Here is a 22,457-nt window from a genome sequence, read left to right as displayed (position 1 = left end):
AAAGGTTCCGCCTTTAAGTCACTGTAGGAGTAATACACCTGAAAGGACGTAGTTGTGATGTCTGCACGGCTTGATAGGTTCTGAGTGCTTGGTGCGCCTTAGCATCTAAGTAGCCATCCAGACGCTCGAATTTATAGTATTGATATTCGCTCACGCTGGCCTTGCTATGCGTTAATGGTGAATTAAATAAATTGTTTTAATTTCATTGGAAAAGGGCGGCATTTATCACTTCATTCATCTTTACATCGATGTGTTAATCAAATTATCACAATAGTATGAACTGCATCAGGTGCTAGGAGACAAATGTCCTCTGGCATTCGCTCTTCCCTCCCTATAATCCACGCCATGACTTCGTAACTCGGTGCTTGAGCCTCTGGTTTTGGCTGCAAGGTGGCGCCGTTTTCTCTCAGGAGCTAGCAAATGAACATACTCGTGCTAAACGGGCACCCAAACTTAACCCAGTCTGTGGCCAATGCCAGCATACTTGCCCTTGAGGCTGAGCAACTAGGCTGGCGTATCAATTCTGTGGCTCAGTTTGATGGGGATATTGCCACGGAGCAGCAACAGTTGCTTGATGCCGATGTGATTGTTGTGCAATTCCCACTCTATTGGAGCACCTACCCCGCCGTGCTCAAACATTGGATTGATGAGGTATTTACCTATGGTTTTGCCTTTGGCCCCAATGGTAGTCAGCTCCAAGGTAAACCTGTCCTGTTTTCTATCACAGCGGGGGCGACCGAGGACTCCTACAGCGAGACAGGCTTTAATTTTTTACCCTTTAACGCATACAAGCAAGCTTACGAACACCCATTTCGCGCAGCCGCTGTCGAGATTATCGATACCATTATTAGCTTTGAGATGAACTCCACTGCTGCCGAAGGTGGCAACAAATCCAACACCCTTTCCCTTGCAAAGGCCCACGCTGAGCGTGTGATTGCAGCCGTTAATTCATATAAGGACCACTCAGTATGATCCAGTCCATCCTTGGCATTTTAGTGCTCTTAGGCGTTGGTTTGTTGTGTTCTGACAACCGCCGTTTGATCAGCTGGCGCGCCGTTATCGGTGCATTTGGCATTATTATCGCGCTCGCTTTTTTTGTGCTGGCAACCGAGATTGGTGCCGATGTGCTACTAGCGGTATCAAATACCGTAGGCAAAGTCTTTGGTTATGGTACTGAAGGGATTAAATTTGCCTTTGGCAGCTTAGTTAATTTCAGCGTTGAAGGCATAGGTTTTGTCTGGGCGTTACAGGTATTACCGCAAATCATCTTTACTGCCGCACTCACCTCTTTGCTGTACTACTTAGGCATTATGCAGTGGTTTGTGTTAATCATTGGCGGCAGTTTACAAAAAGTGCTCGGCACATCACGGGCGGAGTCAATGAATGCGGCCGGCAATATTATTCTCGGCCAAACCGAGGCACCGTTACTGATCAAACCCTATCACCGAGTCCTCACCCGCGCGCAAATTTTTGCGGTCATGGTCGGTGGATTGTCTTCGATTGCTGGCTCCATTTTAGCGGGCCTTGCGGGGATGGGCGTTGCACTTAATTATCTGATTATGGCTTGCTTTATGTCAGCTCCAGCGGGGTTGATGTTCGCTAAGTTGCTTATCCCTGAAACCGAGCCAACCGTTAACGAAGTGCCAGAATTACCCGATGATGAAAAGCCCAGCAGCTTTATTGATGCCATAGCCAAAGGCGCTATTGCTGGCATGGGAATCGCTGCCATCGTCGGCGCAGTCATTATTGCCTGTATTGGCCTTATGGCCTTGTTGAACGGCGGATTGGGCGCAATTGGTGAACTGTTTGGCATGCCAAGCTTAACCGTAGATATGATCCTCGGCACCTTGTTTGCACCAGTCGCTTGGTTGATTGGTATTCCATGGGCTGAAGCAAGCACAGCCGGCGCTTTCCTTGGGCAAAAAATCGCCATGAATGAGTTTGTTGCCTTTGCCAATATGGGCAATGTGGAACTGTCTGCACGTAGTAATGCCATTATGACCATTGCCCTTTGTGGTTTTGCCAATATCGGCTCAGTGGCCATGGTGTGTGGCGCCCTGAGTAAAATGATCCCACAACGTGCAGGGCTGATTGGCCAGCTCGGGATGAAAGTACTGCTAGCGGCAACGTTAGCAAACTTAATGAATGCTGCAATTGTCAGTTTGTTTATCTAAGTTTCCCTTCGCGGTAGCCCGATAAAGCTCGGGGCTACCGCCAAGCTAAGTAATTGATAAAGGTTAACAATGAGCATTCAACCCCATATTCTCGTCGCGCCCCATCAAGTCAGTGAAAAAGCCGTCGTCTGCGGCGAACCCAATCGAGTCAACCGCATCGCAGCGCATCTAACTGATGTCGAATCATTGGCGGATAACCGTGAGTTTCGACTGATGCGTGGCCGTTATGGCGACACTACAGTCACCGTCTGCAGCACTGGCATTGGCGCGCCCTCGGCGATCATTGCCCTTGAGGAACTGTATCAATGCGGTGTAAAGCAACTTATCCGCATCGGCTCTGCTGGTGCGCTACAACCGCAAATAGCCATAGGCAATGTGATTATTGCCGAAGCCGCCGTACGTGATGATGGCGGCTCTGCCAGCTATGTAAAGCCCGGTTTTCCGGCCTGTGCCAATCATCGCTTGGTCGGCAAACTGCAAGCATACTGCGCGCAGCATCATATATGTGCCCATAGCGGCGTAGTGCGCTCCCACGACAGTTTTTATACCGATCAAGAACAGGAGCTCTGCCACTATTGGCATCGCCAAGGCGTGCTCGGGGCCGATATGGAAACCGCTGCGCTATTCACCGTCGGCCGACTGCGCCAGCTTGAAGTGGCGGCGATACTCACCAACGTAGTGCTGTTTGAGCAGGATGTTAAAGCAGGCGTTAATGACTATGTAGCATCGTCCAAGGCAAGCGCCGAAGGTGAGCGACATGCCATTTTAGCCGCGCTCAACGCCCTGTGTGATTAGGGCGAGCAAGGCTAAAGTGACCCGCATTGCCGCTAAACACAGCATCCAGATAACCACAAAGTCATCCTCTTAATGGCGCAGCCAATGCGCCACTCTCCCATTCAACTCACACTATCATTCACGTTCATACCAATCAGCCCAACAGGCGTTTGCAGCGCCACAACAGCGGCGACGCGCATTGTGCGCTATCATCCACCGCTACCAAAGTGCCTGTATGCACGGATTAACAGATTTTATGATCGAATAAGTATCAATCCGGCGGTGAAATGCGTACCTTAATCGCATTAGTAATCCGCAACTATCATCAACATGCAGTTACATCCTGAACTCTCTAGCCGCTTTGGCGACACCTTAAACGAGCAGCGCGAACTCTTTAAGCAAGCTTTATTTCAGTGCCAAACGGCCAGCCGCCAATTTGCCCCCGGAGATATCATGTTGCAACAGGGGCAAAATGTGCGTGAGCTCTACGTGGTGTCAGTAGGGAAAGTCGCCATGTATACCAGCGCCAATAATGGTCGGCGCTTTCAACTAGGCGAGCTAAATTGTGACCAACATATTTTTGGCGAAATTGAGTTTTTTACCCAACTGCCCTGCCAGTGGACTGTAATGGCCGAAGAGCAAATAGAAACCGAGGTAATTTGTGCGGCCAAACTGCAGCAATGCATCATCACGCAACCGCAATTAGCGCTCTTTTTTGCCTCCGCGTTGGCATGGGATTATCAGGACTCAATGGCAATCTACACCAACCGCTTATTGCATCCTATCGCCGTCAATATCGCCCTCGATTTGCTACAACGCAGCCAAAACAATCTCGCCCTCGGAGCCTTTAACAAGGTCGAGCAAGAAGCCGAACGCTTCGGCACCAGCAGTCGCGTCTACCGCCGCGCACTCAACTCCCTGATTGAACTCGGCCTTGTCGAAAAACGCGATCAGCAGCTGCATATTATCGATCCAAAGGCGCTCACCGCTTTTATTGCTGAGTAGTTAAACTGAATGCGCTATCAAGCAACACATTTACTGCTAAAGGCGATAAATCCAAACCTAAATAGGCAAAGTTAATATCCGATCTGATGGTTCTAAAAAGGGTTAGGTGTTGATAATGTTGACGCAAATTTACCTAGCGTTATTCGCTGAAACAGATTTATCTAGGGCGTGTTGACTTTTCGAGATTAGATTTTGTTCGTTCTGGCAAGTTTGTGCTCGCGAAACGAGGAATGATGTGTCGTTATTCGACTCAAATGACGAGCGGCTCTTATGACCGAAAGTAAGAGCAAGGGCTTGCCAGGCGAACACTTCGGGCAGCATTTGGCTGGCTTTTCTGCCGCGTTATCGTCCGTTTATGTAGAATAACTACACTGCACGGACTTTGCCTTGCATAAAAGCTAGCCAAATTGCTGCAAAAATAACCCTGAAACGGCAACTCGCCCTAGTAATGTGTGGAATAAATTTATATGAAAAACTATTTTGAGACCCCGTTTAAAGGGGAGCCTCTCAGCGAACAGGTCAAGAATCCCAATATTAAGGTTGGCCGTTATAGCTACTATTCAGGCTATTATCACGGTCACTCATTTGATGATTGTGCGCGCTATCTTTTACCAGATCGTGATGACGTTGATAAATTGATTATTGGTAGCTTTTGCTCAATAGGCTCTGGTGCTTCTTTTATTATGGCGGGCAATCAAGGACATAGGCATGATTGGGTGACATCATTCCCTTTTTTCTACATGAATGAGGAACCTGCATTTTCAGAAGCTGTTGATGCATTTCAAACCACTGGCGATACCGTTATTGGAAATGATGTGTGGATTGGTTCAGAAGCGATGATTTTGCCTGGCGTCAAGGTTGGCCACGGCGCGGTGATCGGGAGTCGCGCCTTAGTGACAAAAGATGTAGACCCTTACACTATTGTTGGCGGTAATCCAGCAAAACCAATAAAGAAGCGATTTTCAGAACAGGAAATTTCAATGTTGTTGGAAATGGCGTGGTGGGACTGGCCATTAGAGCAAATTGAACAAGCTATGCCTCTTTTGTGTTCATCAGATATAGCAGGACTTTACCGCGTCTGGCAAAGTTCAAACGCTTAAAACCGCTGCCATCTAACAAGAGAAAGCTTAGGGGAAGGCAGGAAGAATGCATGGGCACCCACCTCTAAGTACTTGATAATCAACATCAAACTATGCTTTGGCTAAGCATTAAACAAGGAGATTTGTATGCCGTTCGGGTAAAAATTATGACCATCGCGCGTATGGATTGAGTCACTACTATTTGAACTTAAAGCGGTTTTAGCTATTGATCTGGCGGCCTTTGCACTTTTGCTAATGAAGAACAGTAACCCATCCTCTGCATCTAGTGCAGTGGCTTTACTTGCCACATCGGAATACATCATTTTTAAAGGAATTAGCTCCATTTTTTGACTCAAATGCAGCCCAGCGATTTTTGATGCCCCTCATTCAAGCTATTTTAGCCAGAGTAGGTTGTAGGCAAATTGAAAGTGGATTATGTTGTTGATTTAAAATGGTTGGCTAGTTTTTTTAGAAAATAATTAGTTAGGAAATGGAGTGTCGTTCATGCATTTTTTTTGGACCGTTTGTGTTTTAAGCCTTTTCCCTATTACGGTCTGGTATTTTATTTCCTTTAAAAGAATGTCGTCACTATTGGAAAGCAGGTATCCAGAAAAGTGGGAAGTGTTAGGTAAAGTTGGCTTTATCAACAACAATAGTCTTAGCAATTCAAATAAAGTAATTATGTTCTTATTAAAAGAGGAATATCGAGAACTTAACGATGGAGATTTAAATAAAACCGCCTCTTTTTGTCGAGTACTGTTGATTATAGGTACTACATTAGCCGTATTGGCATTCATTATGCCAATCTTAATAGGTAAGTACGGCTAATTAATAAGCCCCAAATTTGGACATCCAAAGCTTTCTGCACCACAGATAGCTCTTGAAAAGGTTAGCCCCAAGTGGCTAGTTTTCACAGGTAGGTAGACTGACTAATTTTTTCGGAATGCTGGCCAATCTGTTTCGGAATGGTGGCAGCAGCGGGACGGAATCTACAAAATTTGAACGCAACCTTTTTGACCAGCTTTCCGATTATGTTTGACTCGGTGAGTCAATACAATCTAGCCAACGTTCCGTTAATGATTGGCCAAGCTAGTTAGCATCTTATGCTTACTTATGTGATTTTTGACTAGGTAGTGATTAACGATGTCAATCAGTTCATCACAAATTTTAACCTGAAACACTAATTCGATTTAAAGGTCTAACTCAACAATACCCACAAATAAAGTAGTGAATCACTCGACACCAGACTCATCCAACGCCAGTTTGATAATCCTTTAGATGACTTTTTTAACAGACGCAATTTATGTGACTGTTACTGCAAATCTTGACTATTTTAGTCAGGATTTATTGCAACACTTTAAAGCTGCAAATAATATGCACGTAAATTATTTGTACTTTGGAGTGTTACTATGTCATCTGCCAGCCTTGCCTCAGCGTCTCAGCTTGAACAACCATCGACCCTTTTGTCCCCATGGCTTGAGCGTAAAGTGGGTGAGTTAGTTGCTGAGGATTTTCGTCGCGCCCATGTGTTTAGCCAATTTGGTATCGATTTCTGCTGCGGTGGTGGTAGAGCACTGATCAATGCCTGTAAGCGAGCAGAAGCAAATCCTGAGCAAGTTGTTGCGGCATTGGAGGCAGTCTCGGACTCTGGCGCTAAAGAAAATGAGCTCAATCAGCTACCCCTCGACCAGTTGATCGATTATATCGAGCAAACCCACCACCAATACGTTCGTGCTAAGGCGCCATTATTGCTCGAATATTCAGAGAAAATGGTACGCGCCCATGGCGAGCATTATGCCGAAATAGTGCCTTTTGCGGGTTGGATTCGTGCGTTGATAGAAGATTTAATGCCGCATTTGATGAAGGAAGAAAACATTCTCTTCCCCGCAATTCGCGCCATGAGCCAAGGTGAGCAAGTGCAAGGCTGCTTTGGTCATATCGGCAATCCTATCAATGCGATGCAACACGAGCATGAAGACGCTGGGCTGATTTTACAAAAGCTACATGAGTTAACCAGCGGCTTTACGCCTCCAGAATATGCCTGTACCACTTGGCGAGTTTGTTATGCCACGCTCGCAGAATTTGAGGCGGATCTGCACAGGCACATTCACTTAGAGAACAACATTCTTTTCCCCAAGGCGCTGCAACTCGCCTAATCAATAGGATTGATTAACCACAAGGGCCAGCACAACTGCTGGCCTTTATAATTGTGGCGTGTTACAAAAAGTGGTGTGCCTTGCTAGGATAAGCCGCCATGACATACCCCACATTCGCACTCGATGATATTACTTCCCTGCATGAATCCGCCCAAGTGGAGTTTAAGCTCGCGCGGGGCCGCGATGGTCAAGGTCAATTACCTGAAGATATTTGGGCAACCTATAGTTCCTTCGCCAATACCTTAGGCGGAGAGATTATTCTTGGGGTACGCGAAGATCGCGGCCATTTCACCATTGAAGGCATCCCTAATCCACAGCCTGTATTACAGGAGTTTTGGGAGATCCTCGACAATCCTAGCCGGGTCAGCTGCAATATTTTGGCGATATATGATGTGCAGCTTATTGAAATTATGAATAAAAAACTGATAAGGATTCGGGTTCCGCTCGCGCCGGAGCATTTAAAACCCGTATTTATCGGCACCGATGTCTACACCGGCAGCTATTTTCGGGTTGGGGATGCCGATATGCATGCCAGCCGCAAGCAGGTGATGCAAATGCTGCGCCGCGCCCATCACTGCAATAAGCAACTTAAGGCGCGGTAGCATTTCTAAAAACCAGCGAGTAAATAGCCACCCATAGCGGCAATCGCCACGCCCGACAGCCTCATTAGGCTGCGCTGTCCAGTGACCCGCTGCATGCCAAGCCCTAGCATAACGCCACCTAAATGGATAACCGCAGTACCAAATAAGAAACCAAAGGCATAAAGAACTGGGCTGGCGAGTTCAGGCATTTCCATACCATGGGCATGGCCGTGGAAAATCGCAAATACGCCAACAAACGCCATGGCAAACAGCAGAGGCAATTGACGATCGCAAGCAATCGCAACGCCGAGTAATAGTACCGATAAGGCAATACCTATTTCGACAAAGGGCACAGCAATGGCATAGAGCCCAAGTATGCCGCCAACCAACATAAAACACACAAACGCTAAGGGCACAGTCCAAATCGCGCGACCACCAAGCTGCGTGCTCAGCATCCCCACACTCAACATGGCGAGTAGATGATCAAAGCCTAAAACCGGATGGTTAAAGCCTGCCATAAAACCACCACCGGAGTGTATTTCGTGTGCAGAGGCGGGGGCAATCAACAAACTCAATAGGATCAACAAACTTAAACGCACCATAGCAGTTCCTTGTCAGTAAATGGTGTATTCATCAGGTTAAATAATTGCTAATACTCTAGAGTAAAGCCAACGGCTAATCCTTGATCTTTATCACTTAACATCGTCAGTCATTAGGGCAGTAACATCTCTAGCAATGAATCAAGTGTGGCAATTTCCATATGGGGCAAGATTGCAGCTATCGGCAGCGATGCCACGCGGCCAAAACTGGGATTAAGCCAAACTGACTGACACCCCGCTAAGCGCGCGCCGCGAACATCAGCGTTCATACTGTCGCCAACATGCAGCAACTGATCTAAGCCGATATTTAGGCGTTCACAGGCCAGCGAAAACATATCCTTAGCAGGCTTCATCCGCACACCGCACCCCGGATGCAGCACAAATTCAAATACTTCACCTAAGCCAATCCGCTCGGCATCAACGTTGCCGTTGGTAATCCCTATCAATCGAAAATGGGCCGACAAGCGCGCAAGTAGTGCCAAGACGTCGTCTGAAACGCGAAAATGGCTGCGATGAAAATAGAAACAGGCCAAACCTTCCTCTGCGCCGCGTTTCGCCTCCGACTCGCTGTAACCTAGGAGTGATAAACCATGGTGGAGTGTGGCGATTCTTGCCGCCGTAGTATCATGAGCTAAGGTTGGATTTTGTTGTAACAGCTGTAATTTGAGTCGTCGCCACTGCTGCGGCTGCCAAGCTTGTGTCAGCGGAAAAGCCTGATGCAAAAACTGCGTTAACTCAGCTTCAGCATTAAGAATGTGGGGTTCGTTATCGTAAAGGGTATCGTCGAGATCAAAACTAATCGCGCGAATATTTTGCGGTCTAAGATAACAACGCATTATTTATCCTGTTGTTTTTTAGCCCTAGGATGGGCGTTATCATACACCTTGGCTAAGTGTTGGAAATCTAAACTGGTATAAATTTGCGTGGTAGATAGGTTTTCATGGCCTAATAATTCTTGCACTGCACGTAAATCAGCACTGGATTCGAGCATATGCGTGGCGAAGGAATGGCGCAACTTGTGGGGATGAACTCGCATCGATAACGCCTGCTCTTGACCCCATTTACTCATGCGCGCTTGAATACTGCGATGGGATAAACGCTTGCCCTTTTCGGTGACAAATAATGCGTTATCTTCACTGGGGATTTGCCTGCGACACTCAAGCCAAGCGCTTAAGGCATCAATCGCGTAACGCCCCACGGGAACAATACGCTCTTTGTTACCCTTGCCCAACACACGCACCTCACGCTGATCGTATTGCACACTGGCTAAATCGAGCGCGGCGAGTTCTGCTAAACGTAACCCGCTGGAATAGAGCAGCTCCATAATCGCTTTATCACGTAGCGTTAGCGGATCATTACCGTCAATCTCCAGTAAATGCGTGAGAGAATCGACATCGATATTTTTAGGTAAAGGCTTAGCTTGCTTGGGCGCACTGAGCCCCTTGGCTGGATTGAGTTCTATCGCACCTGCGCGCAATAAAAACTCTCCCCATTGTTTTACCGCCGATAACCATAATGACAGCGATCGGGGGCTCAACCCCTTACGGTGCAACTTGGCGAGCACTTGTTGCCAGTGCTCGCGCCCGACATTAAGTAAATCAATCCCTTCGGGCAATAATTCGCGACCACGCTGCAACTCGTACAGATAGTTGCGCACCGTATGCGCCGATAACTGTCGCTCCGACTGCATATAGGTTTCAAATTGCTGTAAATAGGAGTGACAACGCGCAGGCATATCATCAGCTGGCGGGTTCATATCGGACTCCTCATCTAGGCTTAAAGTTTAGCGAGCATATGTGCGAGCAATCGACGTATCTGCTCAAGCAGCATATTGTCCATATCGGGATGAAAATGGGTAGCATCGTGGCTGGCAACAGCAAAAATAACAGGAATATCATCGGCTAATTTAACTAACGCCACCGAGCCAACCTCACTGCCAAATAAGCGTTTCGCCTCCTGCTGCGTCAGGCGACCAAAATAGTAATCTTTGCGTAAACGCTGCGCCCAAATCGCCTTCATCTCGACATCGGCTTCTAACACACTGATAAGGCGCACATGGGTAAAGTTAAACTGCGCCTTAAGATTATCGGCCAATACTTCCTTAAGCGATTCTAAATTAACGCAATTGAGCAGTTTAAAAGACAGCTCAGTATTAAATAGGAAGATCTTCTCATTGCGCGCCGCCATTGTGAGCAGGCTGGTAATTTCTTCTTCGAGCTGGTCAACCCGTTGGCGCAGTAATTCTTGGCGTCGCTCGACCAAAGAAATCGCACCGCGCTCCGAATGAGGCAGACGCATAGCCAATAACAGCTCGGGATAGCGATTAAAAAAGTCAGGATTATCGAGTAGGTACTCGCGAATAATCAACTCATCGAAGGGAAGATCGGTCTGCGGCATCAAAGGCTCGGTCATAACTGAATTTGTCCATCATAAACATGCTGTGCAGGGCCCGTCATCCACAGTGGTTTGCCCTCACCTTCCCAATTGATGGTTAAGCTGCCACCCGGTAAATCCACTTGTACTTGTTGGTCAAGTTTGCCTTGAATTTGCCCCACAACAACAGCGGCGCAAGCACCGGTACCGCAGGCTAAAGTCTCAGCCGCCCCGCGCTCATAGACTCTCAGCTTGATATGCCCGGCATTCACCACCTGCATAAACCCTACGTTTACCCCGCGCGGGAAACGCTCATGCTTGGTGAGTAGCGCACCGATTTCGGCAACATTAGTATTTGCAACATCTTCCACATCAAGCACGCAATGGGGATTACCCATGGAGGCCGCACCACATAAAAAGGTTTGTTGCGGCGTTTGCAGCAGATAGGTTTTTTCGGCTTTTTTGGCTTTAAAGGGGATTTGGCTAGGTTCGAGCACGGGCACGCCCATATTGACCGTTACAGTGCCATCGCGCTCAAGGCGCAGTGTCATCTTACCCGCAGAGGTACTTACACGAATTTTATTCTTATTCGTCAGCCCTTTATTACGAACAAAGCGCGCAAAGCAGCGGGCGCCATTACCACAGTTTTCAACTTCGCCACCGTCGGCATTAAAGATCCGATAGTGAAAGTCGAGGTCAGGATCATAGGGCGGCTCAACCAGCAAGAGTTGGTCGAAACCTATGCCAAAGTTACGGTCAGCTAAACGGCGGATCTGCTCAGGCGAAAAGAACACGTTCTGCGTGACACCATCGACCACCATAAAATCGTTGCCAAGTCCGTGCATCTTAGTGAATTGGATCAAGATACTTATCCTTTAAGCCTAGGCGCCGCCACTGAGTAGCCAAGCGCCTGAATCAATATAATTTTCTAGTTTACGGCAGGAGTTGCTCACCTTGCCAGAGCTGCGGTAATTTTTCTCGCTCTCGCACCAGATAAGCCTTATCGTCATCCACCATGACCTCGGCCGCACGCGGACGAGTATTGTAGTTCGACGCCATCGCAAAACCGTAAGCACCACTGGAGCGCACAACCAGTAAATCCCCTGGGGCGATGGCAAGCTCACGGTCCTTACCTAAAAAGTCACCGGTTTCACAAACAGGGCCAACGATATCAAATACATGAGCCTGATCATCCCTTGGAGTAACCGGAATAATTTTTTGCCATGCGCTGTAGAGTGCGGGGCGAATTAAATCGTTCATGGCGCCATCGACAATCGCAAAGCGTTTGTCGCTGTTTTCTTTGAGGTACAGCACTTCAGTCACAAAAATCCCTGCGTTGGCGGCAATCGCACGGCCCGGTTCAAAAATCAGTTTGAGTTTGCGCTTACCTAAACGCATGAGCAGTGCAGCAGCGTACACATCAGGGTGTGGCGGGGTTTCATCATCATAGGTCACCCCTAAACCACCGCCGACATCAAAGTGTTCAATCACAATGCCTTGCTCAGCTAAACGGTCGATGAGCGACAGCATTCTGTCCATTGCATCGAGAAACGGCTGGATTTCAGTGAGCTGTGAGCCGATATGGCAATCAACCCCTTTTACCTGCAAATGCGGCAGTGCATGGGCGCGAGCAAATACCGCTTCTGCTTCGTCCATGGCAATACCGAATTTGTTTTCTTTAAGGCCAGTAGAAATATAGGGATGAGTGCCCGCATCCACATCGGGATTAACGCGCAGCGACACGGGCGCCACTTTACCTAAGCGGCCTGCAACATCGTTAAGTTGTTCAAGCTCAGCGCTCGATTCAACGTTAAAGCAGTAGATACCAAGATTTAATGCCTGCTCCATTTCGGTAACGGTTTTACCCACGCCCGAAAACACCACTTTAGCCGGATCGCCACCGGCCTCCATCACCCGCGCTAACTCGCCACCAGAGACAATATCAAAACCACTGCCTAAGCGAGCCAATACGTTAAGCACCGCTAAGTTCGAATTGGCTTTAACCGCGTAACACACTAAATGGGGATGGCCTGCCACCGCATTATTAAAGGCATGCCAATGGCGCTCGAGGGTCGCACGGGAATAGATGTACAGCGGCGTACCATAGGTTTGGGCTAAATCATTGACCCGACAGCCTTCGGCGTACAGGGTATTATCTTGGTAGAGAAAGTGATCCAATGTCCGATTCCTTACTGCGCGTTGTGGTAATTATGCTGATTATTATTGTGTTTTATCAGTCTCAACTTGAGGCTCAGCAGCTTGTGCTGGCGTAGCATCACGCTTAGCTGGCGTGTCTTTTTTAGACTGACTCACCTCGGCGGGCGAGGATTTATACAGAGGGCCCTTTTGACCACAGGCTGTAATAGATAGGCTACCAATCAATAACAATAAAAACAGTCTCATTTTTCTCAACATCTGTGCATCTGGTGACTAATCGTCTTATAATCGCACCCATCTTGACGAAAGCAAAGGACAGAAATGCATGGCCATGACAGATACAGAATTTCACCAACTCGCCGATGACATGTTCCAAGCGATAGAGACCGCTATCGAAACCGCGATTGATGAACAAGATGCCGATGTGGATATCGATGCCAGCGGTAACGTGCTACAGCTAGAATTTGTCGATGGTTCGAAAATCGTCATCAACAAACAAGAACCTTTGCATGAGATTTGGGTAGCAACGCGTTTCGGTGGCTATCACTTTGGTTATGTAGAAGGTAAATGGCTTGATGGTCGTAATGGCGGTGAGTTTATGCCCTTTGTGCTGGACTCGATTCTACGTCAGAGCGGTATCAAACTCAGCCTCTAATAGGCCACGGCTTTATTCCTAAGCGGGAGGTTGCTCCCGCTTAAAACTCCACATTGGCGTTATTCATATCCACACCGAAAGGCCTTACCGTCAGCTCACCCGCCACCCGCACCAGCTGGAAAAACTGCGGAATATTAAAACGTGCTTTTGATGCATAAAATTCATCAAATACATAGTGATGACTCACTTTGTTGACCAGTTCACTCATATCCGAACCAGACTGCACATAATGGCTCAACTGATTATCCTCATCGAGAATAAACACATCTAGGCTGTCGGCACGTTGGCGCAGAAAATATTGAATCGCCCCCTTCGCGGCAAAGTTTTGAATAATTTTCGGCATGCTCGAAAAAGGATCATCCCCCAACTCTGGCCGTGGCAATTGCACTAAATGACTGCGAGAAAGCTGCTGATAGAAGGATTTGGCATCACTCAAGTCCTGATAGGCCATCCCCAGAGGATTAAAAAAGATCCCATAACGGGTATGACTAATTTGCAGTGGCTGCACTAAGGTGCTCGATTGCTGCACCTGCTGGCATAGACGCACCGTTTGTTTGAGCAAGTTTTTAACCGCTAACTTAAGTTGTGGTCTGAGTCTTTGCGAGCAGCTAATCACATCCATATCCACCGGATGAGTCGCACGTCTCAACCCCGGTGTGACAAACGCGAGTGCCTGCAACACCGCGGTTTCACCCTCAAAACGATGGCATTGCCACTCCCCCCAACTATTAAGGCAAATGGCATCGAGGGCGCCGAGCATATTTTCCTGCTTGCGACCTAACGAAAACACGTTGGCATTCATGACATCGATCATCATTTCCTGCCCACGCCAGCCAATAGTCGGGTCACAGTCGAGGTTTAAGATAAAAATGAGCTTTCTAAAATGCCAGGGCTGACACAGGTCAAGCTTTGAGACCCGCCAATCATGATCAATAAAATTAAGCAGTCGCTTTGAAGCCTCAGTCAACCGTCGAGATTTCACTTTACTCTGACCAAACTCATACCATTTGGTTTCTGGTGTCGCCACGCCGTTTAAGCAAGCCCAAATCATCAGTGCTGACGGGCTTTTGCCTTTACAAATAGCTGACTCACCTAACAGATTTAACGGCTTTGGCCCTTGTCGATAGAGATAATATTGGTTTTCCTTGGCGCTGGATACCATAGTCAATTCAGCTTCAGCGACTGAATGGCTCCAGAGTAAATTCAACTTGGCAATTTGGTCTTCATCTTGGCTAAAGTAAGTGTGCAGTTTACGGGTTAACATCCCCAACTCTTCGATCTTGAGCCCTTCATTTAATTCATGGGTTGAAGCGAAGCGCAGCAAGGTTTGATAACTGGCCAACAGCAATTCGTTGAGCTGCTCATTAAACCAATTGAGCTGGCCACTGTGCCAATGCTCGCAATCGTCTAAGGTCGTAATTAAACTGTTGGGCCACTGCCACTCTTGTACTAACTTCTGCATTTTGGCGTAGCGCCAGTCTTTGCCTTGGTTTGACAAACTTAAAAACACACCACATTTAAGATAAAAACAGCGGCGCACAATCTCTAACCGGCGACCATCATTCTGCTTTAATAAATAGGCTTCAATCACCTCATAAATCGCGTAATAAGCATCGTTAGCGGTAGAAAAATCCCCTGCCAAGGTCTTTTGCCAGAGTCGATCGCACAGTAGTTGTGAGTGGGGATACTCGCTGGCATAAGCCTCGAGTAAAAGAACCTTAATTAACGCTTTATGCGGCTTATTCAAACCTTTATAAAGCTGCCAAAGCGAGGCACCAAAATACTCACTGGCAGGTAACTCGTGTACATTACCAAGGTATAGCAGTTCAGGATTAAGCTTAGCATCGGGCCACCATGCAATGATTTTTCCCGCCAAGCGAATTTGGCTGCGATAAAACTCTTCAAGCAATAACCAATGCTGCGTGCTACCACTGTGCTCATGGGCCATTGAAGACTGGCAAACTGTTCGCTGCGACATATCACCACAAAATTGCAGTGGATGAACCAAGTAAAAATTCACCTCAAATTGATATTCTGCAAACCAAGCGGTTAGTCGCTCCGTTTTCAGTTTAATTAAGGCTAAGTCGTCATCACACAAATCCGCATGGTGAACTAACCACACATCCACATCACTTTTGGCATTCTGGCCAAAACTGGCCGTGCTGCCCATGGCATATACCCCTTCAAAAGCATAAAAATCCACCTCGGTTGCGATAAAAGGTAGCTTAAACACACCACAGGCTTGGGCTTCTAATGATCCCGCCTTGTAAGCATAAATACCGCAAGGCGTATTGGGGTCAACGAATCCGGGATACTGAATACTATTCTGTTGAATTAAAAAGGGGATCAACCGGAAGAGATGCTTTTGCAACGGCGACAACAAGGCTAAGGCTCGTGCAATACGAACCTGATTAAGTCTTTCTGCAATATCAGGAAAGTGACCTTGCTGATCCATCCTAGAACACAACGCTCAAACACAATTAAGATTGTGCTCATGTTAACACTTTTGCCAAGCCGAGCAACTAAATGAGAGATCCATCACACTTTTATACTATATAGAACGCAGCCGACTTCAAAGAATCGATACGGCTTCCTTACATTCACCAATAGCCAATGTTAGCATTGGCGCAACTAAGATCTCGGATGGAAACTAGGCATGTCTGAAAACCGCATACGTATCGCTACCCGCAAGAGTCCGCTGGCCATGTGGCAAGCAGAATTTGTTAAAGCAGAATTAGAACGCGTTCACCCAGGTATCGTGGTGGAGCTATTGCCAATGAGCACTAAGGGTGATGTTATCTTAGACACGCCATTAGCTAAGGTTGGCGGCAAAGGCTTGTTCGTTAAAGAACTCGAAGTCGCCATGCTCGAAGACCAAGCCGATATCGCGGTGCACTCAATGAAAGACGTGCCTGTAGATTTCCCCGAAGGATTAGGACTGGAAGTCATTTGTGAGCGTGAAGATCCTCGTGATGCTTTTGTCTCCAATAATTATAAGTCGATCAGTGAATTGCCACTTGGTGCCACGGTTGGTACTTCTAGCCTGCGCCGTCAGTGCCAACTGCGTGCCTCCCGTCCCGATCTCATTATCAAAGATCTGCGTGGCAACGTAGGCACTCGCCTCGCGAAACTCGATAACGGTGAATACGATGCGATTATCCTTGCCGCGGCAGGTTTAATCCGCCTGAAGTTATCCGAGCGTATCGCTAGCTTTATCTCTGCCGAGGAATCCTTACCCGCCAACGGTCAAGGTGCTGTCGGTATCGAATGTCGCACCGATGATGAACGCGTTAAAGCGTTATTGGCACCATTAGAGCACCTAGAAACACGCTACCGCGTGATCGCTGAGCGCGCGATGAATACTCGCCTTGAAGGTGGTTGCCAAGTTCCCATTGGCGCTTTTGCCGAAATTGATGGTGACGAGATGACACTGCGTGGTTTAGTGGGTAACCCAGATGGCAGTGAAATCATCGAAGGCGTGATCACCGGTCCTAAGACCGAAGCCACGCAATTAGGTGTTGCCCTTGCGGAAGAACTACTCAGCAAAGGCGCCAAAAGCATCCTCGATGCTGTTTACGCCAAAGCCTAAGTCGATGAAAGTCTTACTGACGCGCCCCGAGGGGCGCAATCAGTCCATGGTCGATGCCTTGAATGAAAGAGGCATCGAACACTGCGTTAGGCCACTCCTCTGTGTTGAGGCAACGCCTCCTCTGCCCCCAGACACCTCACATCCACTCGCGAATGTCGATATGGTTATCTGTATCAGCGCCAATGCGGTGAGCTTTGCTGATGCAGCATTTAAAGCCGATGATGCCCAAGTTAAAGACTGGCCAAAAGTGCCTTACTTCGCTGTAGGGCATGCCACTTGGGAAGCGCTACAACAAATCGACATCGATGCCCTTGAGGCGCCCGATGATTGCCAGCAGACCGAAGGGTTACTGACCCTACCTACGCTGCAACACATCCAAGGCAAAAAGATTACCATTATTCGCGGTGTGGGTGGCCGTGAAGCACTCGCAGAACAACTGACATCGAGAGGCGCACAGGTGCGCTATTGGGAAGTCTATCAACGTGCTTGTCCGCCGCTGGATGGCACTATTATCACCCAGCAGTGGGTAGACTTAGGGATAGATACTATCGTGGTGACAAGCGGAGAAGTACTGGATAATCTGATTAATCTAGTGCCAAAAGAGTTATTTGCATGGCTGCGCTCATGTCATATCATAGTCCCCAGTAACCGAGTAGAAGCTCAAGCTCATGCCTTTGGTATAACCCAAGTCACCAATGCCAATGCCGCCAACAGCAAAGCCGTGCTAAACGCCCTTAAACTCTAAGCGCTAGTTAGCCCGATTTTACTCGAATATCGGCAGTAGCATGATTTTAAGGACTGTAAAATGGATAACAACAAGCACGACGCCCAAAGCCCTGAGTCGCAGGCTACCTCAATTCTCACATCATCGGTCAGCAAGGATGACGTTGCAGCCAAAGGCGCGGCGCCAGAGCCACAGGGAATAAAAGCCGAAGCACAAGAAATTAAACATCAAGAAGCTAAGCCGCTAGAAGCCAAGCCAGAGCCGCAAATCGCAAAATCGGCAACCGTTTCACGCCAGGTTACCCAGGTAAATCGCAGCTCTTGGGCGATTCGTTTTGGCGTGCTCCTCGCTTTAGGGTTAACCGCCAGTACACTCGCTGGAGGATATTTACTGTATCAGCACATGCAGCAACAAATCCAACTCCAAGCGGCGCAAAATATTGCCTTACAGGATCAGTTACAACAGGCTCTAATCGTTCCGAATCAACGCATTGCGCAACTTGAACAGCAACAACTCTCAGATGCCAAAACCTTCCAGGAGTTATCTAAGCTCGCCACAGACCAAAGTCAGTTGCAGGACAGATTAAATAAACTCGCCCAGCGCAGCCCAACCCACTGGATGGCCTCGGAAGCCGAATATTTGGTTAATATGGCAGGGCGTAAACTCTGGTTAGAAAAAGATCCGCGCACGGCAACGGATTTATTAAAATCAGCGGATGAAACCATTGCCGCAATGAATAACCCTGCTTTGCTACCGATCCGTAAGGCATTGGCAAAGGATATCGCCGCAACCACCAATCTTAAGAGTGCTGATATTGAAGGCAGTGTATTGGCACTTGATGCATTAATTGGCCAACTCGATAAACTGCCACTCAATCGTGCCGACGGTGAAGCAAGCACGGCGGAAGATACGACGATTTCAGGCGATCTCAATGACTGGCAAAGCAATCTAAGTAAAACTTGGAAGGCGTTGACGCAAGATTTTATTACCATTCGCCATCGCACTGCCGATGCGCCAGCCCTACTTGCGCCAGACCAACAATGGTATTTGGTTGAAAATATTCGCCATAAACTGCTGCAATCGCAACTAGCACTCTACCGTTATGATAGAGCGGCCTACCATCAATCACTGATGATGGCGCGCCAATGGATCCAAAGCTATTTTGATGTTCAAGCCCATCAAACCAGCGAGGCCATTGCCGCAATCGATAAGTTAGCCACACTTGAGCTTGACCCTATCACGCTCAAAGCCTTCGAAGCTAAACCCCTGTTATTACAGTTAACTAGCTATGGTGAACTCACCTCATTAGAGGAACCACAGCTATGATTAAAGTATTAATATTTTTAGGAATTATACTTTTAGGCCTGTGTATTAGCCCTTGGATTGTTGGTAATACGGGTTATGTATATATCGCAGCGGGTGATTATCAAATTGAGACCAGTTTAGTCTTTGGGATCATCATGTTAATCGTGTTCTATGCGCTATTCCAAGTACTGGAATGGCTGGTGATCACAGTGATTAATTTGCTGTTACGCAGTCGCTTTATTCCACATCAATGGCGTCGCCGCTCCGCAAAAAAACACACCTTAATGGGTGCTCTCGCCATTGCAGAGGAAGATTGGCCAGCCGCTGAGCGCGCCATGATTAAAGGCGCAGACAATGGTGAACTGCCCGCTCTGAATTTGTTAGCGGCAGCGCGTGCGGCCCAACATCAAAATAAAATCGCCGAGCGAGATCAATATCTTGCCCGCGCTGAAACCCAACCTCTGGCGGCAAATGCCGTTGCAACCACTCGCACCCGCTACTTACTAAAACAAGGCGAGTTCACCTTAGCCAGAGCCGAGCTCGATAAGTTAACACCTACCAGCAAGAGTAAAGCACCAGTCCTCAAGCTCGCCCTTGAGTTGTACCGCGCACAGCAGGATTGGGAAGCACTTAAATTACTGCTACCAATACTGAAAAAACGCCAGATCCTTGATGATATTCAGCTTAACTCCCTCAGTGTTGAAACCCATAGCGCTTTGTTACAAACAGCGAGTCTCAAAGGGGAAGATGCCTTAGAACAATGCTGGCAATGGTTATCACGTGATGAACGAAACCAATCTGAATTTTTAGCGATTTACACCATGGGCTTATGCCGTTTCAATCGCAAAGAGCAAGCCATTAAATTGCTCTCGAAAAAGCTGCGCAGTTCACCAGAATCGGCATTGCTAGAAGTAATACCACAGATAGTAACCGCACATGATGAAGATATTCGTAAGCAATTGCTTAAGCACGAAATCACCCATGAGAACAATGCCGATTACCAAAGATGTTTAGCACTACTGTATCAACAAACCAGAGACATGAAAGAAGCCAAAACCTGCTGGCAGAATGTTTGCCGTATAGCACCAACCAAAGATTCTTGGCTCTCGCTAGCACGCATACAAGAGCAACTTGGCGAACAAGGTCATGCTAATCAAAGTTATCGTCAGGCTGTGACTCTATAACTTTCATCTGCCGCAATCCATTACTAGGATTGCGGCAAGCCCTCATCCAACCATCGATCATACCTAACATACAATATTCATAAAATTTTAATCCCTATACTCAGAATAATTTGTTATAAATATGTTTCTTTGCGGAGATCAAAAACACTAAATGCAGTTTCATTTGTGTTTTAAGATACTACATCTAGTTATGCGACGTTTAAACGCCATTCGCTTGCATCCATCCTCTTCAAATCCAGCAATAGCAAGCCATTTCGGCGCGTCAAAAAATTGACTTACACACGCAGCCAAGCTAATATTTCACCACTTGTATCATAATTCAGCATCATTCGTTGAATTTATGCGTCTTCGGATTAACACACTTTGGCTGTTGGGAGCTAATTATGGGATCGATCATTACAACAAAGAAAGGTTTGCTTAAACTTGTTAATGGGCAAATCGAAGTCGAGGTTAATGGTTCAAATCAACCCGCTAAGGATGGCGAACAACTCCCAAAGGGTGCAGTTCTCCACATTGGCGAAAATGCCACTTATGAAATCACCTTTGATGATGGCACTAAGCTGTCTAACGAAGAAGTAGACCCAGCATCCGCAGCAGTGGCGACTCCTGTTACAAGTGAAGCAACACCTGATGAAATCCAAGCATTACAAGATCTCATTGCATCTGGTGAAGACCCAACTACCAATTTACCGGAAACCGCAGCAGGCAATGCACCAGCCAGTGACGGAAGCTCAGGCTATGTAAGCCTTGCCCGTGACGGCTCAGAATCTCTTGCTACATCTGGTTACAGCACCTCCGGACAAACACTAGCCGCATTTGCACCCGACACTCCCGAACAGTCAATTGTCACAGACTCCCCATCCTTGCTCGCTAATGACAGCATTACCGCAGATGAAGACTCAGCTGCCACTGGCAATGTGCTCAGCAATGATAGCGATGTGGACAACGAACTCTCGGTGACCAGCTTTACTGTCAATGGTCAAACGGTTGCGGCAGGTACCACCGTTGCTTTAGAAGGCGGCAGCTTAGTCATCAATGCCGATGGCTCTTACACCTTTACCCCCAATGCCAACTGGAATGGCCAAGTACCGGTTATCACTTACACCACCAACACTGGCTCAACCGCCACTTTAACCATTAATGTCACCCCAGTGGATGACCCATCTGTTGTGGTTAACGACAGCAATACTGTGGATGAAGATTCCGTTGCCACTGGCAACGTGCTCAGCAATGATAGCGATGTGGACAACGAACTCTCGGTGACCAGCTTTACTGTCAATGGTCAAACGGTTGCGGCAGGTACCACCGTAGCTTTAGAAGGCGGCAGCTTAGTCATCAATGCCGATGGCTCTTACACCTTCACGCCCAATGCCAACTGGAATGGCCAAGTACCAGTTATCACCTACACCACCAACACCGGATCAACCGCGACCCTGACCATCAATGTCACCCCAGTGGATGATGCATCTGTTGTGGTTAACGACACCAATACCGTTGCTGAAGACTCCGCTGCCACTGGCAACGTGCTCAGCAATGACCACCACCAATACTGGATCAACCGCGACCCTGACCATCAATGTCACCCCAGTGGATGATGCATCAGTTCTGGTTAACGACACCAATACCGTTGCTGAAGACTCCGCTGCCACTGGCAACGTGCTCAGCAATGATAGCGATGTGGACAACGAACTCTCAGTGACCAGCTTTACGGTCAATGGTCAAACGGTTGCGGCAGGCACCACCATTGCTTTAGAAGGCGGCAGCTTAGTCATCAATGCCGATGGCTCTTACACCTTCACGCCCAATGCCAACTGGAATGGCCAAGTGCCAGTTATCACCTACACCACCAACACCGGATCAACCGCCACTTTAACCATTAACGTCACCCCAGGGAACGATGACTTCACTGATGCAAGCGAAGTGATTTCCGTAGCAGGGTAACTACAGCTTCACCCCAGCGGCAAACTACAACGGCTCCGTGCCCGTTATCACCTATGTGTTAACTGACGGCTCTGGCCCAACGGTCACCTCGACCCTGACCATTAACGTCACCCCAGGGAACGATGACTTCACTGATGCAAGCGAAGTGATTTCCGTAGCAG

General features: G+C 47.7%; 24 protein-coding genes and 1 pseudogene. 17 read left to right on the top strand and 8 right to left on the bottom strand.

Translation table 11 applies throughout. The features are described from left to right. Positions 1 to 420: 420 nt before the first annotated feature. The 9 genes and pseudogenes from H9J30_RS21140 (at position 421) to H9J30_RS21100 (ending at position 7,790) form a co-directional block, all read left to right on the top strand. Complete coding sequence (locus H9J30_RS21140) at positions 421 to 972, top strand: NAD(P)H-dependent oxidoreductase (RefSeq protein ID WP_240132781.1); 552 nt, start codon at positions 421 to 423, stop codon at positions 970 to 972. Beyond that, on the top strand, positions 969 to 2,174 hold the full coding sequence (locus H9J30_RS21135) for a NupC/NupG family nucleoside CNT transporter (RefSeq protein WP_240132780.1): 1,206 nt from the start codon (positions 969 to 971) through the stop codon (positions 2,172 to 2,174). The genes H9J30_RS21140 and H9J30_RS21135 overlap by 4 nt, the downstream gene beginning before the upstream one ends. Positions 2,175 to 2,243: 69 nt before the next feature. Continuing rightward, positions 2,244 to 2,969, top strand: coding sequence for a nucleoside phosphorylase (locus H9J30_RS21130; RefSeq protein ID WP_240132779.1), 726 nt, complete (start codon positions 2,244 to 2,246; stop codon positions 2,967 to 2,969). Positions 2,970 to 3,278: 309 nt separating this feature from the next. Further along, positions 3,279 to 3,953 (top strand): Crp/Fnr family transcriptional regulator, encoded by a 675-nt coding sequence (locus H9J30_RS21125; protein WP_240132778.1) that lies wholly within the window; start codon positions 3,279 to 3,281, stop codon positions 3,951 to 3,953. A gap of 467 nt (positions 3,954 to 4,420) precedes the next feature. Next, positions 4,421 to 5,053 (top strand): type B chloramphenicol O-acetyltransferase, encoded by a 633-nt coding sequence (gene catB / locus H9J30_RS21120; RefSeq protein WP_240132777.1) that lies wholly within the window; start codon positions 4,421 to 4,423, stop codon positions 5,051 to 5,053. Positions 5,054 to 5,183: 130 nt separating this feature from the next. Continuing rightward, positions 5,184 to 5,284, top strand: a pseudogene (locus H9J30_RS21115) (transposase); the annotation flags it as partial. Positions 5,285 to 5,536: 252 nt separating this feature from the next. Further along, the gene (locus H9J30_RS21110) at positions 5,537 to 5,860 is read left to right on the top strand and encodes a hypothetical protein (RefSeq protein ID WP_240132776.1); all 324 of its coding nucleotides are present in this window, start codon (positions 5,537 to 5,539) and stop codon (positions 5,858 to 5,860) included. Between the two features lie 581 nt (positions 5,861 to 6,441). Next, on the top strand, positions 6,442 to 7,188 hold the full coding sequence (gene ric / locus H9J30_RS21105; RefSeq protein ID WP_240132775.1) for an iron-sulfur cluster repair di-iron protein: 747 nt from the start codon (positions 6,442 to 6,444) through the stop codon (positions 7,186 to 7,188). 98 nt (positions 7,189 to 7,286) lie between these two features. Beyond that, positions 7,287 to 7,790: an AlbA family DNA-binding domain-containing protein gene (locus H9J30_RS21100; RefSeq protein ID WP_240132774.1), complete on the top strand. Its 504-nt coding sequence runs from the start codon at positions 7,287 to 7,289 to the stop codon at positions 7,788 to 7,790. A 5-nt stretch (positions 7,791 to 7,795) separates the two neighbouring features. On the opposite strand, the gene H9J30_RS21095 is transcribed toward H9J30_RS21100, so the two are convergent. The 7 genes from H9J30_RS21095 to lptM all read right to left on the bottom strand — a co-directional run bounded on the left by H9J30_RS21095 (position 7,796) and on the right by lptM (position 13,156). Beyond that, on the bottom strand, positions 7,796 to 8,371 hold the full coding sequence (locus tag H9J30_RS21095; RefSeq protein WP_240132773.1) for a HupE/UreJ family protein: 576 nt from the start codon (positions 8,369 to 8,371) through the stop codon (positions 7,796 to 7,798). A 110-nt stretch (positions 8,372 to 8,481) separates the two neighbouring features. Next, entirely contained in the window at positions 8,482 to 9,204 is a 723-nt protein-coding gene (locus H9J30_RS21090) for an HAD-IA family hydrolase (RefSeq protein ID WP_240132772.1), read from the bottom strand. Further along, positions 9,204 to 10,103 (bottom strand): tyrosine recombinase XerC, encoded by a 900-nt coding sequence (gene xerC, locus H9J30_RS21085; RefSeq protein ID WP_240132783.1) that lies wholly within the window; start codon positions 10,101 to 10,103, stop codon positions 9,204 to 9,206. Before xerC ends, H9J30_RS21090 begins: the two co-directional genes overlap by 1 nt. 41 nt (positions 10,104 to 10,144) lie before the next feature. Beyond that, positions 10,145 to 10,780 carry a DUF484 family protein gene (locus H9J30_RS21080; protein WP_240132771.1) on the bottom strand — a complete coding sequence of 212 codons (636 nt, stop codon included), beginning with the start codon at positions 10,778 to 10,780 and terminating at the stop codon, positions 10,145 to 10,147. Beyond that, on the bottom strand, positions 10,777 to 11,604 hold the full coding sequence (dapF, locus tag H9J30_RS21075; protein WP_240132770.1) for a diaminopimelate epimerase: 828 nt from the start codon (positions 11,602 to 11,604) through the stop codon (positions 10,777 to 10,779). Before dapF ends, H9J30_RS21080 begins: the two co-directional genes overlap by 4 nt. 70 nt (positions 11,605 to 11,674) lie before the next feature. Further along, on the bottom strand, positions 11,675 to 12,919 hold the full coding sequence (gene lysA, locus H9J30_RS21070; RefSeq protein ID WP_240132769.1) for a diaminopimelate decarboxylase: 1,245 nt from the start codon (positions 12,917 to 12,919) through the stop codon (positions 11,675 to 11,677). Between the two features lie 42 nt (positions 12,920 to 12,961). Next, on the bottom strand, positions 12,962 to 13,156 hold the full coding sequence (gene lptM, locus H9J30_RS21065; protein WP_427915947.1) for an LPS translocon maturation chaperone LptM: 195 nt from the start codon (positions 13,154 to 13,156) through the stop codon (positions 12,962 to 12,964). Between the two features lie 67 nt (positions 13,157 to 13,223). On the opposite strand from lptM, the gene cyaY reads away from it, so the two are divergent. Then, a complete protein-coding gene (cyaY, locus tag H9J30_RS21060) occupies positions 13,224 to 13,553 on the top strand; it encodes an iron donor protein CyaY (RefSeq protein ID WP_240132767.1) in 330 nt (109 codons plus the stop codon). 40 nt (positions 13,554 to 13,593) lie between these two features. Here the strand turns inward: cyaY and H9J30_RS21055 are convergent, their stop codons facing one another. After that, on the bottom strand, positions 13,594 to 16,008 hold the full coding sequence (locus H9J30_RS21055; RefSeq protein ID WP_240132766.1) for a class I adenylate cyclase: 2,415 nt from the start codon (positions 16,006 to 16,008) through the stop codon (positions 13,594 to 13,596). 201 nt (positions 16,009 to 16,209) lie between these two features. Here H9J30_RS21055 and hemC point away from each other — a divergent pair, with 201 nt between their 5' ends. The 7 genes from hemC to H9J30_RS21785 form a co-directional block, all read left to right on the top strand. Beyond that, the gene (hemC, locus tag H9J30_RS21050) at positions 16,210 to 17,142 is read left to right on the top strand and encodes a hydroxymethylbilane synthase (RefSeq protein ID WP_240132765.1); all 933 of its coding nucleotides are present in this window, start codon (positions 16,210 to 16,212) and stop codon (positions 17,140 to 17,142) included. Between the two features lie 4 nt (positions 17,143 to 17,146). Further along, complete coding sequence (locus tag H9J30_RS21045; protein WP_240132782.1) at positions 17,147 to 17,887, top strand: uroporphyrinogen-III synthase; 741 nt, start codon at positions 17,147 to 17,149, stop codon at positions 17,885 to 17,887. Between the two features lie 60 nt (positions 17,888 to 17,947). Beyond that, positions 17,948 to 19,192: a uroporphyrinogen-III C-methyltransferase gene (locus H9J30_RS21040; RefSeq protein ID WP_240132764.1), complete on the top strand. Its 1,245-nt coding sequence runs from the start codon at positions 17,948 to 17,950 to the stop codon at positions 19,190 to 19,192. Next, positions 19,189 to 20,355: a heme biosynthesis HemY N-terminal domain-containing protein gene (locus H9J30_RS21035; protein ID WP_240132763.1), complete on the top strand. Its 1,167-nt coding sequence runs from the start codon at positions 19,189 to 19,191 to the stop codon at positions 20,353 to 20,355. Before H9J30_RS21040 ends, H9J30_RS21035 begins: the two co-directional genes overlap by 4 nt. A 383-nt stretch (positions 20,356 to 20,738) precedes the next feature. Continuing rightward, positions 20,739 to 21,950: a retention module-containing protein gene (locus H9J30_RS21030; RefSeq protein ID WP_240132762.1), complete on the top strand. Its 1,212-nt coding sequence runs from the start codon at positions 20,739 to 20,741 to the stop codon at positions 21,948 to 21,950. Continuing rightward, positions 21,889 to 22,296 (top strand): Ig-like domain-containing protein, encoded by a 408-nt coding sequence (locus H9J30_RS21025; protein WP_240132761.1) that lies wholly within the window; start codon positions 21,889 to 21,891, stop codon positions 22,294 to 22,296. The genes H9J30_RS21030 and H9J30_RS21025 overlap by 62 nt, the downstream gene beginning before the upstream one ends. Before the next feature lie 37 nt (positions 22,297 to 22,333). Further along, positions 22,334 to 22,457: hypothetical protein (locus H9J30_RS21785; protein ID WP_427915948.1), on the top strand; the 124-nt coding region annotated here is incomplete at its 3' end.

Source organism: Shewanella cutis, assembly GCF_022410515.1.
In the GTDB taxonomy this organism is placed as follows: Bacteria; Pseudomonadota; Gammaproteobacteria; order Enterobacterales; family Shewanellaceae; genus Shewanella; species Shewanella cutis.
The sequence above is the reverse complement of the archived record's forward strand: the minus strand, read 5'-3'. Positions and strand labels throughout refer to the sequence as shown.

What these genes read in the sequence shown, in the direction of transcription:
- H9J30_RS21045 (WP_240132782.1), top strand. Translation starts at nt 17,147, where the DNA reads ATGAAAGTCTTACTGACGCGCCCCGAGGGGCGCAATCAGTCCATGGTC.
- H9J30_RS21040 (WP_240132764.1), top strand. Translation starts at nt 17,948, where the DNA reads ATGGATAACAACAAGCACGACGCCCAAAGCCCTGAGTCGCAGGCTACC.
- catB (WP_240132777.1), top strand. Translation starts at nt 4,421, where the DNA reads ATGAAAAACTATTTTGAGACCCCGTTTAAAGGGGAGCCTCTCAGCGAA.
- H9J30_RS21130 (WP_240132779.1), top strand. Translation starts at nt 2,244, where the DNA reads ATGAGCATTCAACCCCATATTCTCGTCGCGCCCCATCAAGTCAGTGAA.
- H9J30_RS21110 (WP_240132776.1), top strand. Translation starts at nt 5,537, where the DNA reads ATGCATTTTTTTTGGACCGTTTGTGTTTTAAGCCTTTTCCCTATTACG.
- ric (WP_240132775.1), top strand. Translation starts at nt 6,442, where the DNA reads ATGTCATCTGCCAGCCTTGCCTCAGCGTCTCAGCTTGAACAACCATCG.
- H9J30_RS21025 (WP_240132761.1), top strand. Translation starts at nt 21,889, where the DNA reads ATGACCACCACCAATACTGGATCAACCGCGACCCTGACCATCAATGTC.
- H9J30_RS21125 (WP_240132778.1), top strand. Translation starts at nt 3,279, where the DNA reads ATGCAGTTACATCCTGAACTCTCTAGCCGCTTTGGCGACACCTTAAAC.
- H9J30_RS21035 (WP_240132763.1), top strand. Translation starts at nt 19,189, where the DNA reads ATGATTAAAGTATTAATATTTTTAGGAATTATACTTTTAGGCCTGTGT.
- xerC (WP_240132783.1), bottom strand. Translation starts at nt 10,103, where the DNA reads ATGCCTGCGCGTTGTCACTCCTATTTACAGCAATTTGAAACCTATATG.
- H9J30_RS21080 (WP_240132771.1), bottom strand. Translation starts at nt 10,780, where the DNA reads ATGACCGAGCCTTTGATGCCGCAGACCGATCTTCCCTTCGATGAGTTG.
- hemC (WP_240132765.1), top strand. Translation starts at nt 16,210, where the DNA reads ATGTCTGAAAACCGCATACGTATCGCTACCCGCAAGAGTCCGCTGGCC.
- H9J30_RS21090 (WP_240132772.1), bottom strand. Translation starts at nt 9,204, where the DNA reads ATGCGTTGTTATCTTAGACCGCAAAATATTCGCGCGATTAGTTTTGAT.
- H9J30_RS21100 (WP_240132774.1), top strand. Translation starts at nt 7,287, where the DNA reads ATGACATACCCCACATTCGCACTCGATGATATTACTTCCCTGCATGAA.
- H9J30_RS21055 (WP_240132766.1), bottom strand. Translation starts at nt 16,008, where the DNA reads ATGGATCAGCAAGGTCACTTTCCTGATATTGCAGAAAGACTTAATCAG.
- H9J30_RS21030 (WP_240132762.1), top strand. Translation starts at nt 20,739, where the DNA reads ATGGGATCGATCATTACAACAAAGAAAGGTTTGCTTAAACTTGTTAAT.
- H9J30_RS21140 (WP_240132781.1), top strand. Translation starts at nt 421, where the DNA reads ATGAACATACTCGTGCTAAACGGGCACCCAAACTTAACCCAGTCTGTG.
- cyaY (WP_240132767.1), top strand. Translation starts at nt 13,224, where the DNA reads ATGGCCATGACAGATACAGAATTTCACCAACTCGCCGATGACATGTTC.
- H9J30_RS21095 (WP_240132773.1), bottom strand. Translation starts at nt 8,371, where the DNA reads ATGGTGCGTTTAAGTTTGTTGATCCTATTGAGTTTGTTGATTGCCCCC.
- H9J30_RS21135 (WP_240132780.1), top strand. Translation starts at nt 969, where the DNA reads ATGATCCAGTCCATCCTTGGCATTTTAGTGCTCTTAGGCGTTGGTTTG.
- lptM (WP_427915947.1), bottom strand. Translation starts at nt 13,156, where the DNA reads ATGTTGAGAAAAATGAGACTGTTTTTATTGTTATTGATTGGTAGCCTA.